This is a genomic window from Caulobacter sp. ALps2 (genome assembly GCF_058681635.1).
This window is the reverse complement of record NZ_CM178743.1, coordinates 2860011-2873453: the sequence shown is the minus strand read 5'-3', so window position 1 is coordinate 2873453 and position 13443 is coordinate 2860011. Positions and strand designations below refer to the sequence as shown.

Annotated in this window: 12 protein-coding genes; 9 read left to right on the top strand and 3 right to left on the bottom strand. The window is 67.5% G+C overall.

What is annotated here, in order from left to right:
* Window positions 1–16: 16 nt before the first annotated feature.
* From ACW173_RS13685 to ACW173_RS13660, 6 genes are read left to right on the top strand one after another with little or no spacing between them, the layout of a single operon-like run.
* The gene (locus ACW173_RS13685; protein WP_492080549.1) at window positions 17–1270 is read left to right on the top strand and encodes an allantoate amidohydrolase; all 1254 of its coding nucleotides are present in this window, start codon (window positions 17–19) and stop codon (window positions 1268–1270) included.
* Window positions 1267–2490 (top strand): pyridoxal-phosphate-dependent aminotransferase family protein, encoded by a 1224-nt coding sequence (locus tag ACW173_RS13680; protein WP_492080548.1) that lies wholly within the window; start codon window positions 1267–1269, stop codon window positions 2488–2490. The genes ACW173_RS13685 and ACW173_RS13680 overlap by 4 nt, the downstream gene beginning before the upstream one ends.
* Entirely contained in the window at window positions 2487–3401 is a 915-nt protein-coding gene (gene puuE / locus ACW173_RS13675; protein ID WP_492080547.1) for an allantoinase PuuE, read from the top strand. Before ACW173_RS13680 ends, puuE begins: the two co-directional genes overlap by 4 nt.
* The gene (gene uraD, locus ACW173_RS13670) at window positions 3398–3919 is read left to right on the top strand and encodes a 2-oxo-4-hydroxy-4-carboxy-5-ureidoimidazoline decarboxylase (RefSeq protein ID WP_492080546.1); all 522 of its coding nucleotides are present in this window, start codon (window positions 3398–3400) and stop codon (window positions 3917–3919) included. The genes puuE and uraD overlap by 4 nt, the downstream gene beginning before the upstream one ends.
* A 3-nt stretch (window positions 3920–3922) precedes the next feature.
* Window positions 3923–5110, top strand: a complete 1188-nt coding sequence (locus ACW173_RS13665) for a urate hydroxylase PuuD (protein ID WP_492080545.1) — start codon at window positions 3923–3925, stop codon at window positions 5108–5110.
* Window positions 5107–5793 (top strand): TetR/AcrR family transcriptional regulator, encoded by a 687-nt coding sequence (locus tag ACW173_RS13660; protein WP_492080544.1) that lies wholly within the window; start codon window positions 5107–5109, stop codon window positions 5791–5793. Before ACW173_RS13665 ends, ACW173_RS13660 begins: the two co-directional genes overlap by 4 nt.
* Here the strand turns inward: ACW173_RS13660 and ACW173_RS13655 are convergent.
* The 3 genes from ACW173_RS13655 to ACW173_RS13645 all read right to left on the bottom strand — a co-directional run bounded on the left by ACW173_RS13655 (window position 5790) and on the right by ACW173_RS13645 (window position 11196).
* Entirely contained in the window at window positions 5790–6509 is a 720-nt protein-coding gene (locus ACW173_RS13655; RefSeq protein WP_492080543.1) for a YceI family protein, read from the bottom strand. The genes ACW173_RS13660 and ACW173_RS13655 overlap by 4 nt on opposite strands.
* A gap of 122 nt (window positions 6510–6631) precedes the next feature.
* Complete coding sequence (locus ACW173_RS13650; RefSeq protein WP_492080542.1) at window positions 6632–9982, bottom strand: hypothetical protein; 3351 nt, start codon at window positions 9980–9982, stop codon at window positions 6632–6634.
* A 257-nt stretch (window positions 9983–10239) separates the two neighbouring features.
* On the bottom strand, window positions 10240–11196 hold the full coding sequence (locus ACW173_RS13645) for an acetamidase/formamidase family protein (protein WP_492080541.1): 957 nt from the start codon (window positions 11194–11196) through the stop codon (window positions 10240–10242).
* A 224-nt stretch (window positions 11197–11420) separates the two neighbouring features.
* Between ACW173_RS13645 and ACW173_RS13640 the strand changes: the two genes are divergently transcribed.
* Genes ACW173_RS13640 through hpxZ form a run of 3 tightly spaced genes read left to right on the top strand, consistent with a single transcriptional unit; the run spans window position 11421 to window position 13443 of the window.
* Window positions 11421–11639: a hypothetical protein gene (locus ACW173_RS13640; protein ID WP_492080540.1), complete on the top strand. Its 219-nt coding sequence runs from the start codon at window positions 11421–11423 to the stop codon at window positions 11637–11639.
* Window positions 11636–13030 carry an AtzE family amidohydrolase gene (locus tag ACW173_RS13635; protein WP_492080539.1) on the top strand — a complete coding sequence of 465 codons (1395 nt, stop codon included), beginning with the start codon at window positions 11636–11638 and terminating at the stop codon, window positions 13028–13030. The genes ACW173_RS13640 and ACW173_RS13635 overlap by 4 nt, the downstream gene beginning before the upstream one ends.
* Window positions 13027–13443, top strand: coding sequence for an oxalurate catabolism protein HpxZ (hpxZ, locus tag ACW173_RS13630; protein ID WP_492080538.1), 417 nt, complete (start codon window positions 13027–13029; stop codon window positions 13441–13443). Before ACW173_RS13635 ends, hpxZ begins: the two co-directional genes overlap by 4 nt.

The window sequence follows — 13443 nt, the reverse complement described above, 5'->3', positions numbered from 1 at the left end:
GGAGGCGAAATCGGACGTGTCAGCGGGTTTCGACATCGGCGCGAGGGCCATGGCCCGCTGCGACCTGCTGGGCGTTGCGCCCTACAGCGAGGTCGAGGGCCAGCTGACGCGCCGGTTCCTGACGCCCGCGCACGAGGCCGCCCTGGTGGCCTTGACCGGCTGGATGCTGGAGGCCGGCATGAGCGTGCGCCGCGACGCCGCCGCCAATCTGATCGGCCGCTACGAGGGCGAGTTCCCCGACGCCAAGGCGCTGATCATCGGCTCGCACATCGACAGCGTCCGCAACGGCGGGCGTTATGACGGGCCGCTGGGCGTCATGCTGGGGATCGACGTGGTCGAGGCCCTGAACCGCGCCGGCCGCCGCTTGCCGTTCGCGATCGAGGTCGTGGCGTTCGGTGACGAGGAAGGCTCGCGCTTCCCCGCCTCGATGAGCTGCAGCCGGGCGATCGCCGGGACGCTGGACGCCAGCGCGCTGGAGATGAAGGACGCCGACGGCGTGTCGGTGGCGCAGGCCCTGGCGGCGTTCGGCGGCGATCCCACGAACATCGCGAGCGCGGCGCGCAATCCCGAGACGGTGCTGGCCTTCCTGGAGGCTCACATCGAGCAGGGCCCGGTGCTGGAAGCCGAGGGCCTGGCCCTGGGCGTCGTCACCGCCATCGCCGCCCAGAAGCGGCTAATGGTGCGGATCGAGGGCACGGCTGGCCACGCCGGCACCACGCCGATGAACCTGCGCAAGGACCCCGGCCCCGCCGCCGCCGAATCCATCTTGGCTTTGGAGCGCCTGTGCCGCGCCGGGACCGATGGTTTGGTCGGCACGGTCGGCCGCATGACCGCCCTGCCCGGCGCCTTCAACGTCATCCCCGGCGCGATCGAGTTCTCGATGGACATCCGCGCCGAGACCTCGGCGACGCGCGATGAAGCCGTGCTGACCATCAGCGCCGAGATCCACGCCATCGCCGCCAAGCGCGGGCTTTCGGCGACCGTCACCCTGATGCAGGCCCTGGCCGAAAGCCCCTGCGATCCGTCGCTGATGGACCTGCTGGAACAGGCTCTGAGAGATCTTTTCCTGCCCGTGCGCCGCCTGCCTTCGGGCGCGGGCCACGACGCCATGGTGATGGCCGACCTGTGTCCCGTCGCCATGCTGTTCGTGCGCTGCGAGGGCGGCATCAGCCACAACCCGGCCGAGGCCGTCACCGAGGCCGACTGCGCCCTGGCGGCCCAGGCCATGCTCCATTTCATCGACAAGCTAGAACGACGCGAACGCGCATGACCGACACATTCAAAGAACTCGACCACCCCGCCCGCCTGCTGATGGGACCTGGCCCGATCAACGTCCACCCGCGCGTGCTGCGGGCCATGTCGGTGCAACTTCTTGGTCAATTTGACCCCGAGTTCACCGGCTACATGAACGAGGTCATGGCGCTGTATCGCGGCGTCTTCCAGACCACGAACCGATGGACGTTCCTGATCGACGGCACCTCGCGCGCCGGCATCGAGGCGGCGCTGGTCTCGACGCTGAGCCCCGGTGACGCCGTGGTCGTGATCAACGCCGGCCGCTTTGGACTGCTGCTGGCCGAGATCGCCGAGCGCTGCGACGCCAAGGTCACCTTCGTCGAGGGCGAATGGGGCCAGGTCGTCGATCCTCAGGCGGTCGAGGACGCCGTGGCGCGCGTGAAGCCGCGCCTCGTCGCCTGCGTGCATGGCGACACCTCGACCACCATCGCCCAACCCATCGAGGCCATCGGCGAGATCTGCCGTCGCCACGACGCCCTGCTCTATGTCGACGCCACCGCGACGCTCGGCGGCATGAGCGTGCCTGTGGATAAGTGGCGAGCCGACATCGTCACCGCGGGATTGCAGAAGTGCATGGGCGGTCCCTCGGGCTCGGCGCCGATCACCATCAGCGACCGCGCCGCCGACCACATCTTCGGCCGCCGCCATGTCGAGAAGGGCATCGCCACGGCAGGCGCGGCCGGCGGCGCTGGCCGCCGCATCGCCTCCAACTATTTCGATCTGGCGATGATCATGGACTACTGGTCCGACAAGCGCCTGAACCACCACACCGAGGCGGCCAGCATGCTGTTCGCGGCCCGCGAGTGCGCGCGGATCGTGCTGGAGGAAGGCCTTGAGACCCGCTTCGCCCGCCACAAGCAGTCCGGCGCGGCGATGGTCGCTGGGATCGAGGCGCTGGGTCTCCAGGTCTATGGCGACCAAGCCCACAAGATGACGAACGTCACCGGCATCATCGCGCCCAGCGGCGTCGACTACGACCGGGTGAAGGCCCGCATGCGCACCGAGTTCGAAATCGAGATCGGCTCGGCCTTCGGGCCTCTGGCCGGCAAGATCTGGCGCATCGGGACCATGGGCGTGAACGCCCGCAAGCATGCGGTTCTCCAGACCCTGGCGGCGTTGGAAGCCGTGCTGCGCTGGGAAGGCTTCAGCGCTCCCGCCGGCGCGGGCGTCGACGCGGCGGCGAAGGTCTTCGCATGAGCGCCTACCCCCGCGACCTGATCGGCTACGGCGAACACCCGCCCCAGGCCAACTGGCCGAACGGCGCCCGCGTGGCCGTGCAGTTCGTGCTGAATTACGAAGAAGGCGCCGAGCGGTCGGTCCTGCACGGCGATCCCGTCTCCGAGTTCTTCCTGTCTGAAATGGTCGGCGCCCAGCCCATCGAAGGCATGCGCAACATGTCGATGGAGAGCCTCTATGAATACGGCTCGCGCGCCGGCTTCTGGCGCATCCGCCGGCTGTTCGACGAATACCAACTGCCGCTGACCGTGTTCGGCGTCGCCCAGGCCATGGAACGCCATCCCGACGCCGTCGAGGCGATGATGAAGTCGGGTTGGGAGATCGCCACCCACGGCTATCGTTGGATCGACTACCAACACTTCACGGCCGAGCAGGAGCTGGAGCACATCCAGCAGGCCATCGACATCCAGCAACGTCTGACCGGCGAGCGCCCGCTGGGCTGGTACCAGGGCCGCACCAGCCCCAACACCGCCCGCCTGGTCGCCCAGGAAGGCGGCTTCCTCTACGACGCCGACAGCTACGCCGACGACCTGCCCTACTGGGACGACCAGCACGGCCGCGCCCAGCTGATCGTGCCCTACACCCTGGAAGCCAACGACATGCGCTTCACGGCGGCGCAGGGCTTCAACACCGGCGAACAGTTCTTCACCTACCTGCGCGACGCGTTCGACGCCCTGTACCTGGAAGGCGAGACCGCGCCGAAGATGATGAGCGTGGGTCTACACTGCCGCGTGGTCGGCAAGCCCGGCCGCATCGGCGCGCTGCGGCGGTTCCTGGAACACATCACCCAGCACGACCACGTCTGGGTCGCCAAACGCATCGACATCGCCCGCCACTGGATCGCGACCCATCCTTATGAGGTGAAGGCATGAGCGGCGCCCCGCCCCTGACCCTGGCTCGGCTGAACAGCATGAACCAGACAGGTTTCACCACCGCGCTTGGCTTCGCCTTCGAACTGTCGCCATGGGTGGTCGAGCGCGCCTGGGACGAGCGGCCCTTCGCCAGCCTCGACGCCCTGCATCAGGCGATGATGGCCGTCCTCGACGCCGCCCCCACCGCCGACAAGCTGGCCCTGATCCGCGCCCACCCCGAACTGGCCGGCAAGGCCGCGATCGCCAAGCAGCTAACCGCCGAAAGCAACGCCGAACAGGCCAGCGCCGGGCTCGACCGCCTGACACCCGAGGAATATGCGCGCTTCCACGAGCTGAACGCCGCCTATTCCGAGCGTTTCGGCTTCCCGTTCATCATCGCCGTGCGCCTGAACGACAAGACCTCGATCCTGGCCGCCATGCAGGCGCGCCTGGCCCACGACGAAGCGGCCGAGATCGCCGAGGCGATCCAGCAGATCGGCCTGATCTCGAAACTTCGACTGCTCGACGCGGTGACCTAACCGATGGATTACGACCTTCCCGGCTGGCTGAACCTCGCGCTTCGCTGGCTGCACGTGATCGCGGGCGTCGCCTGGATCGGGGCCTCGTTCTACTTCGTCTGGCTGGACAACAATCTGCGCGCGCCCGTGCCTGAAAAGGACGGCGTGAAGGGCGAGCTGTGGGCCGTGCACGGCGGCGGCTTCTATCATTCGCAAAAGTACATGACGGCCCCGGCGCATATGCCCGACCACCTGCACTGGTTCAAATGGGAGGCCTACACCACCTGGCTGTCGGGCTTCGCTCTGCTGATCGTGCTCTACTACTGGCAGGCGCCGGTCTATCTGATCGACACGGCCAAGCACGCGTTCAGCCAGCCGGCCGCGATCGGCACGGGGCTGGCCTTCATCTTCGGCGGCCTGGCCGTCTACGAAGCGCTGTGCCGCTCGCCCCTGGGCCAGCGCGGACTATGGTTCGGCCTGGTCTGGTTCGGCGCGCTGACGGCGGCGGCCTATGTGCTGAGCAAGCTGTTCAGCGACCGCGGGACCTTCATCCACGTGGGCGCGATCATCGGCACGGCCATGGTCGCCAACGTCTTCCTGGTGATCATCCCCAACCAGCGCAGGATCGTCGCCGACATGCTGGCGGGCCGCGAGGTCGACCCGCGCCTGGGCGCGATGGGCAAGCAGCGGTCGGTGCACAACACCTACATGACCCTGCCGGTCATCTTCATCATGATCAGCAACCACTATCCGCTGGTCACGGGTCATCCGCTGAGCTGGCTGCTGCTGGCGATGATCAGCGCCGGCGGAATCTCGATCCGGCAGTTCTTCCTGCTCAAGCACCACGGCAAGATCCGCCACGACTTCCTGTTTTACGGCTTCATGCTGGTGTTCGCCGCCACGGTCGTCGCCAGCACCAAGCCCAAGCCAAAGGTCGAGATCTCGAGCCAGGTCCCCTTCACCACCGCCCAGGCCATCGTCGAAAAGCACTGCGTGACCTGCCACGGCGCGGCGCCGACTCACCCCGGCTTCGCGGCGCCGCCGCTGGGCGCGACCTTCGACAACCCTGAGCATATCCGCACCTATGCGGACAAAATTCGCGAGCGCGCGGTGCTCTCGACCAGCATGCCCCTTGGCAACGAGACCGGCATGACCGTAGAGGAGCGAGCCCAGCTGGGCGCCTGGATCAATCAGGGAGCCAAGATCCCGTGACCGACGCCGTCCTGGACGTGAACAAGACCGAAAGCGCCATCGACTCCGGGGGGGCGCCGCGAAAACGCAACGCCGAGCGGACCCGTAAAGCCATTCTCGCCGCCGCCCTGAGGGAGTTCGCCCAGGCCGGCTTCGCCGGGGCCCGGATCGAAAAGATCGTCAAGGCCGCCAAGTGTAACATCCGGATGCTGTACCACTACTTCGGGGACAAGAAGGGCCTGTACATGGCCGTCCTCGAAAGCGCCTACATGGACCTGCGCGCGCGTGAGGCAGAGCTGAAGATCGACTTCGACAAGCCGCTGGAAGGCTTCCTCGAACTGCAGCGCTTCACCTTCGACTATTTCGAGAAGAACCCCCGCTTCGAGGGCCTGCTGCGCAACGAGAACCTGCAACACGGCAAGTTCGCCGCCCAGTCCAAGGTGGTGACCGAGACGGCCTTCCCCCTGCGCCACACCATGGAGCGGCTGATCGAGAGCGGCCAGAAGCAGGGCGTGTTCGGCCCGAACCTGGATCCGGTGCAGATCTACGTGACCATCGCGGCCATGAGCCGCTTCCACCTGGCCAACGGCTACTCGCTCTCGGCCACGCTCGACACCGACATGAGCGCCCCCGAGTGGCGCAAGGCGCGGCTGGACCACGCCTTGGCGCTGCTCGAAGGCTACCTCACGCGTGGCGCGCGCTAAGGCTGGGCCGACGGCGTCGCGGCGGCCGGGGCCATCGCCAGGGCCGGACCGCTGAACTCGGATTCGATGGTGACCTGGACCTCGTCGCTGACGCCCATGGTCGTGCCCGGGGCCGGCACGCCATAGGCGACGCCGAAGTCCGAGCGCTTGAACGTCCCCTTGGCGGAGAAGCCGACACGGGCGTGCGGGTCCATCGGATGGCCGGCATAACCGCCGTTGTAGACCACATCGAGCGTCACCGGCTTGGTCACCCCGTGCAGGGTCAGATCGCCCGTCACCTTGCCGGTGTCGGGACCGGTGGTCTCCACCTTGGTCGACTTGAAGGTGATGGTCGGATACGTCGCCGTGTTCAGCCATTGCGGGCCGGTCAGCTCGGCCAGGAAGCCCGCGGGCGGGGCCGGCAGAGTCAGGGAGGCCGGGTTGATCGTCGCCTCCAGCGCGCTGACGCCGGCGTTGTTCTGATCGAAGGTCAGCTTGGCGTCGAAGTCTGCGAAGGCGGCCGTGTAGTTCGAGAAGCCCAGGTGGCTGACCCGGAACACCAGCGTCGAGTGCGTTTTGTCCAGCGTGTAGGCCCCGGCCGGGATCTCGGCCTTGGGCGGCTTGGGCGCGGTCGCCGTCGGCGCGGCCGCGGCGGGCGCGTCGGCCTTCTTCTCGGCGGTCTGGGGCGAACAGGCGGCCAGGGCCAGCAAGGCCACGACGGGCAGGATCGATCTCATACGCTTCCCTCCGGTGTTCCGGTCTAGACGCCGGAAGTCTGGCGGAAGCGATGCGCCCCCACGCGGACATAGCGTCAACGTAGGGGTGCGACGGTGGTTGCGGGAGAGGATGTCCGATCGCGTCAGCTGAAATTTTCCGCGCCGATCGCATCTAGCCCGACGCCGACCAGCTTGACCACGCTCTCGATCTGACCGGTGCTCGTCCCCGGTTGGGCCGCGAAGACGTAGGTGTCGCTACCAACCTGGATGGCCAGGTAGGAAAGATGCAGCGTCGCCATGGCCTGCGGCGCGATCGTCAGAGCGCCGAGCCAGCTGCTGGTCGTCTGTTCGAAGTAGTTGGCGGAACCCGAACGTGGCCCGAACGACAGCTTGTCGATGAAGGTCCAGTCTCTGATCACATCAAGGCCGGCTTCGCTGTTCAGCGACCAGGTGGTGTCTCCAGCGGCGAAGACGAAGGTATCCGAGTCCGCGCCGCCCCACAGGGTGTCACCGCCCGAGCCACCGGTCAGGGTATCGGAGCCGTTCCGGCCGGACAGGGTGTCGGCGCCGCCGCCACCCTTGACCACGTCGTTCCCGTCAAAACCATCCAGATAATTGTCAGCGTTGTCGCCGATGATCAGATCGGCGCCTTGGCTGCCAAAAATCCTCTCGATCGAAGTGATCGTCGCGGTGACCCCGGTCGCGATCTGCTGGCTGCCGGTCTTGGTGAGGTCGACGGTCACGCCGTTCGTGTAGTCAACGCCCATGCCGATGCGGACTTCAAACTGGATGGAGTCGTAACCGTCACCACCGTCGATCACCTTCGCGCCGGCGAGATTGTTCAAATTGAAGTGGTCGTCGCCGACGTCGCCCTCGGCGCGTAGATCGCCCAAGCCAAGATCGAAGTTGTCGCGACCTTCCCCGCCTCGCAGCACCGAGCCCGCCCCATTCACCCATACGCCACCCTGCTCCCAATAGGTCGACAGGAGGTCATCGCCGACGCCGCCATCCAGCAGGTCCGCTCCGCCCCGGCCGTCCAGGGCGTCGTTGCCCGCCCCACCGATGAGGACATTCGCGCCATCCGAACCCGAGATCGTATCGTCGTAGGCTGAACCAATGACGTTCTCGATCGAGACCAGCCTGTCGACGCCGCGATCGCTGGCGACCTGCGCCTCCAGCCAAAGATTGACGTAGGCGCCGGTCTGCAATCCGTCATTCAGGTAGCTGACCGTGTCGATGCCCGCCCCGCCGTCGATGGTGTCGTTACCCGCTCCGCCGATGAAGAGGTTGTCCTTGTCGTTTCCGATCAGGATGTCGCCAAAGGCCGTGCCGCGAACGCCCTCGATAGAGACGAAGGTATCGGTTCCGCGACCGCCCAGGTCGGTCTGGACGGCGTTGCGCAGGTCGACCCTCACGCTGGTCTGGAAATTGTAGTCGTCATAGCTGGCGATATCGACGCCCGCGCCGCCATCCAGGACGTCGTCACCGGCGCCGCCAGCCAGCAGGTTGTCACCCGCGTCTCCGGTCAGACGGTCGTTGCCCGAGCCGCCCAGGATGTTCTCGACACCTTTGACGTCGAGGAACTGACCCTGGCCGACGTCCTGGCGTCCTTGGACGGCCAGGCTGATCGTCAGGTTCGCGATGGGTCCGTAAGCGCCGCGCATATCGAGCGTGTCCGCGCCAGCGCCGCCGTCGATGACGACCGTGCCGACCAGGTTGGCGAAGTGCGAGACATTGAACCGATCGTCGCCGTCACCGCCGTCCAGCAGCGCGCCCGACTTGTTGGTCACCAACTGGTCGTCGCCCGCGCCGCCGAACAGCTTGTCGCTGGAAGCACCTTCGCGCGTGGCGATCAGGGTATCGTCGCCGTAGCCGCCTTCGAGAAGGTCGTTGCCGCCGATGGCCTCTAGCCAGTCATTTCCGTCTTCGCCTCGCAGGTGGTTGGCCGAGACGTTGCCCGTGATCTGGTCGGCGCCCGACGTGCCGATCACGTTCTCGATCGAGATCAAAGTGTCGGTCCCGCGCCCCTCGGTCAGAGTCTGGACAGTCTTGCCCAGGTCGATGACCACGTAGCCCAGCTTGCCGTCGTCGAGATATTTGACCGTGTCCGAACCCTCGCCACCGTCAAGGGTGTCGTCGCCGGCCGAGCCGCCCATCAGGACGTTGTCCTTGGCGTCGCCGATCAGGATATCGTTGCCCGCGCCGCCCGTGACGTTCTCGACGCCGCTCATCTGGACGCGGACGCCCAAGGTAATCTCCTGCTCGCCTGTGATCCGCAGGTCGACCTTGTAGCCCTTGAAGGCGTCGGCCATCGCCGGAGAAATCTGCAGGGTGTCGACGCCATCGCCACCCTCGACGATGGTCAAGCCCGTGGACACCGAGAGGACGTCATCGCCCGCGCCGCCGATCAGCAGGTCGCCGCCCGAAGCGCTGCCGAACAGGTAGTCGTCGCCGTCGCCGCCATCCATCGTGTCGTTGCCGCCCACCGCCTGGAGCACGTCGTCGCCAGCGTCGCCGAAGAGGTAGTTCTCGGACGCGTTGCCGATGATCAGGTCATCAAAGGCCGAGCCCATCGCCGCCTCGATCGACGTAATCACGTCATGGCTCTCGGGCCCACTGAACACGGGCGGCACGGCCGGTTGCAGGTTGATCGTCACGCCAGCGTCGCTGAACGCGTAGTCGACCGTGTCGAAACCGTCACCGCCGTCGATGATGTTGACGCCCGCGCCACCCGACAGGTGATCGTCGCCCGCGCCGCCGTACAGCTTGTCGTTGCCCTCGGTTCCCCACAGGTAGTTGTCCTTGGCGTCGCCGGTCAGGACGTCGTCGAACTTGCCGCCGTACAGCAGCTCGACGCCGGTGATGGTGTCCTTGCCCGCGCCGATCGTGTCCTGGACCGTGGTCTTGTTCAGGTCGACGGTGACCCCGGCCGTGGCGTTCTCGTACGAGCTCCAGTCGACGCCCGCGCCGCCCTTGATGAGGTCGTCGCCCGCGCCGCCGACCATGTAGTCGTCGCCGTCGCCGCCATCGAGGGTGTCATTGCCCACGTCGCCCCACAGGGTGTCGTCGCCCTTGCCGCCGCTGACGATGTCGTTGCCGGCGTCGCCGACCAGCATGTTGTTGTCGGCGTTGCCGGTCAGGGTGTCATTGAAGGCCGAGCCGTAGACGTTCTCGATGCCGACCAGCTTGTCGGTCCCGCCGCCGACGGTGTTTTGCGCGCCGGTGATGGTGAGGTCGACCTTCACGCCGGCCGTGGCGTCCTCGTAGGCCGCCCAGTCGTTGCCAGCGCCGCCGTCGATCGTATCATTGCCCGCGCCGCCCAACAGGTAGTCTTCACCAGCCCCGCCTTGCAGGTTGTCGTTTCCGTCATGCCCGGCCAGGACGTCGTCGCCCGCCAGACCCTTCAGGGTGTCATTGCCGGCGAAGCCGTAGATCGTGTCGCTATCCGCGCCGCCCGTCAGGGTGTCGCCGTTTTGCGTGCCTTGCAGATCCATCGTCGAACTTCCCCAAACCTGAACACAACCGAAGCGTGACCTAGGGCCTGCAAGGCCGGCGCCAAAATGGGTTCAGCTCTCTGGCGAGAATTAACGACAAAGGCGGTCGCGTGGCGCGCGAGCTGTGCCGCTTCGGCACATCAAGCGCTTACGCCACAAGGGATTCTCCCACAGTTGGCGCATTCCGGGAAAGGCGCGCGGCGCGCGATGTTGGCGCTTTTCAGGCCATCGCGACGCCACGCGCACAGGTGGAGCCCCTAGAACAGCAGGCCCTTGGCCAGCAAAGCGTGGACGCCCTTTTCGCCGTTGACGGTCTGGGTGACGCGGAAGTCCACGGCCAGGGAGCAGAACTGGTAGGCCTGCACGCGGGTCAGGCTCGAACGCGCCGTGATGAAGTCGATCGTCTGGCGCAGGGCTTGTTTCATGGCCAGGTCCAGGTCCTCGTTAAAGCCCATCAGGATGTAGTGGGTCGGCGTCTCGGCGCGGGGCCATTTGAACGCCCCCTCGTCCTTGGGCGCCTTGTGCAGAACGAAGGTGAAGGTCCCGGTCAGGCCCATCTCCAGCGCGTTGACGCAGACCTCGCCGTCGCCCTGGCGGCCGTGGCCGTCGCCGACGGAGAAGTTCGCGCCCGTGACCCAGACCGGCAGGAACAGGGTCGAGCCGGCGACCAGCTCCTTGTTGTCCATGTTGCCGCCGTGCTCGCGCGGCTCGCGGCTGGAGAGGCGGCCGTACTTGGCCGGCGGCGCGACGCCCATGGTGCCGAAAAACGGGGCCAGCGGCAGTTCGGGGCCCCACTCGGGCTTGCACGTGCCGGCTGCCGGGTCGACGGCGATGTGGCTGACATAACGCTCGGGGAAGTCCTCGGGCAGCGTGCCGGCCAGGGGGCGAACGGCGCAGTAGCCCCAGTCGTTGTTCGGCTCGATCGCTTCGATGCGGACTTCCAGCATGTCGCCCGGCTCGGCGCCGGCGATGGCGACGGGCCCTGTGAGTATGTGCGGACCGATGCGTTCGGGCTTGCTGTCGTGGATCGCCCGCAGCGCCGGCGGCACGGCGTGGGGCGAGCCCGGCGGCGGCATCACCTCGACGCCGCCCGAGACGCACTCGAAGGTCACGCTGTCGCCCGAGTTCACCGTCAGCACGGGATCGAACGCCGCGTCGAACATGCCGAAGCGGACGGTGTCGGGGGCCGAAGCCAGTCGGTGATGCGCCATCAAGTAAGTTCCTTCTTACAAGCGCATGTCGCGCCGGCGCGGGCGCGGACCCAAGTCGTGGCGGTCCATTCGGCGCATGATCGTCCCGCCCTGCCCGTCTGGCGGGCGATCGGCGCGCGGAGTGACGCCGGCTTGGGCGGTCTATCGTTCCGGAAGCAAGCGGGACTGGCGCGGTCGGCGAACCCGGGTGTATGAAGTTTTTTCTTACTTATGCAGTTGGGGACCGCATGGGATTGGATGCCGAGACACAGGGTTTCCTGAACCTGAAGGACGTCGAGATCGCGCCTTGGACCGCCGCTCGCGCCGCCGAGCGCGACTTGGCGATCCCACCTGCCATCCTGCCGGGCGTGATCGACAACGTCGCCCTGCTGCGCGCCCAGGCCAGCCTGTTCGTCTCGGCGCTCGAAGAGCACGCCGGCGAGCCCCCGGAGACGTTCCAGCCGTGAGCTTCTGCAGCGTCGTCGAGATCGCCGGCGAGATCCGCGCCGGCCACGTCACCGCCAAGGCCGTGACCGAGGCCACCCTCTCGCGCATCGCCCGCCTGGATGGCGGGATCAACGCCTTCACGACCGTCACCGCCGAGCGCGCCCTGGCGGCGGCCCAGGCGGTCGATGCCGACCTCGCCGCCGGCCGCCCCGTAGGTCCGCTGGCCGGCGTGCCGTTCGCGGTGAAGAACCTGTTCGACGTCGAGGGCCTGCCGACGATCGCCGGCTCGAAGATCCGCCGTAGCGCCGTCTCCCCCGCTCATGACGCGACCTTGATCAAGCGCCTCGCCGCCGCTGGCGGCGTCCTGGTCGGCGCCCTGAACATGGACGAGTTCGCCTATGGCTTCGTCACCGAGAACGCTCACGACGGGCCGGTGCGCAATCCGCACGATCCCAGCCGGATCGCCGGCGGCTCGTCGGGCGGCTCGGCGGCGGCCGTGGCGGCGGGGCTCGTGCCCCTTACACTGGGCTCGGACACCAACGGCTCGATCCGTATCCCGGCCAGCCTGTGCGGCGTGTTTGGCCTGAAGCCGACCTATGGCCGCCTGTCGCGCCAGGGCGTCTTCCCCTTCGTCGAGAGCCTGGATCACGTCGGCCCGTTCGCGCGGTCGGTCGAGGATCTGGTCTTGGCCTATGACGTCCTGCAGGGCGCCGATCCCGAGGGCGACCACATCTGCGTGCGCGAGGCCGAACCGCTGTCCGCGCGTCTCGACAGCCTGGCCGAACAGCCTCTGCGCGTCGGCGTGCTCGGCGGCTGGTTCCAGCAGGGCGCGTTCCCGGAAGTGCTGGAGGCCCTGGGTCGTGTCGCCGTGGCGCTGAAGGCCGACGACCTGGTCCAGCTCCCCGGCGCGGCGGCGGCTCGCGCCGCCGCCTTCAGCCTGACCGCCTTCGAGGGCGGCGCGCTGCACCACGACGACCTGGCCAAGCAGGCCATGGACTATGACCCCGCCGTGCGCGATCGCCTGCTGGCCGGGGCCCTGCTGCCCGAGGGCGTGCACCGGGCGGCCCAGCGCTACCGTACGATCTTCCGCGACGAGGTCCGCCAGGCCTTCCAGCGCTACGATATCCTGCTGGCCCCATCGTCGGTCTGCCCCGCCCCGCCGATCGGCCAGGCCACCATGGACATGGACGGCGCGCCGGTCTCGGTGCGCAAGAACCTGGGCGCCTTCACCCAGCCGATCAGCTATATCGGCCTGCCCGTCGTCGCCGCACCGGTGAATCGTCCGGGGCGACTGCCGATCGGCGTACAGATCATCGCCCCGGCCTGGCGCGAGGACCTGGCCTTCGCCGCCGCCCTGCGTCTGCAGCGCGTCGGCGTCCTGGCCGCCCATGCTCCGAAAGGCGCCCTATGATCGTCAACGATCCCGCCGTGTTGGCGCAGGTCACCGCCCTGGTCGACGCCTATGAGGCGGCGCTGATGAGCAACGACGTCGCGGCGCTGGACGGCGCTTTCTGGAACTCAGCCCACACCGTGCGGCTGGGCGTGGCCGAGAACCTGTGGGGTTTCGCGGAGATCGCCGCCTTTCGCATCGGCCGCACCGGCGGCTCGCCGCCGCGCACACGGCTGCGGACGGAGGTCACCACCTTCGGCGCCGACTTCGCCGTCGCCAATGTCGAGTTCCGCCGCGACGACACCGGCAAGATCGGCCGCCAGAGCCAGACCTGGATCCGCACCGACGACGGCTGGAAAGTCGCCTCGGCCCACGTGTCCCTGATGCAGGGCGGGGCCGACCAGCGCCTCGCTTCAGACCAAGAAAAACGCTAG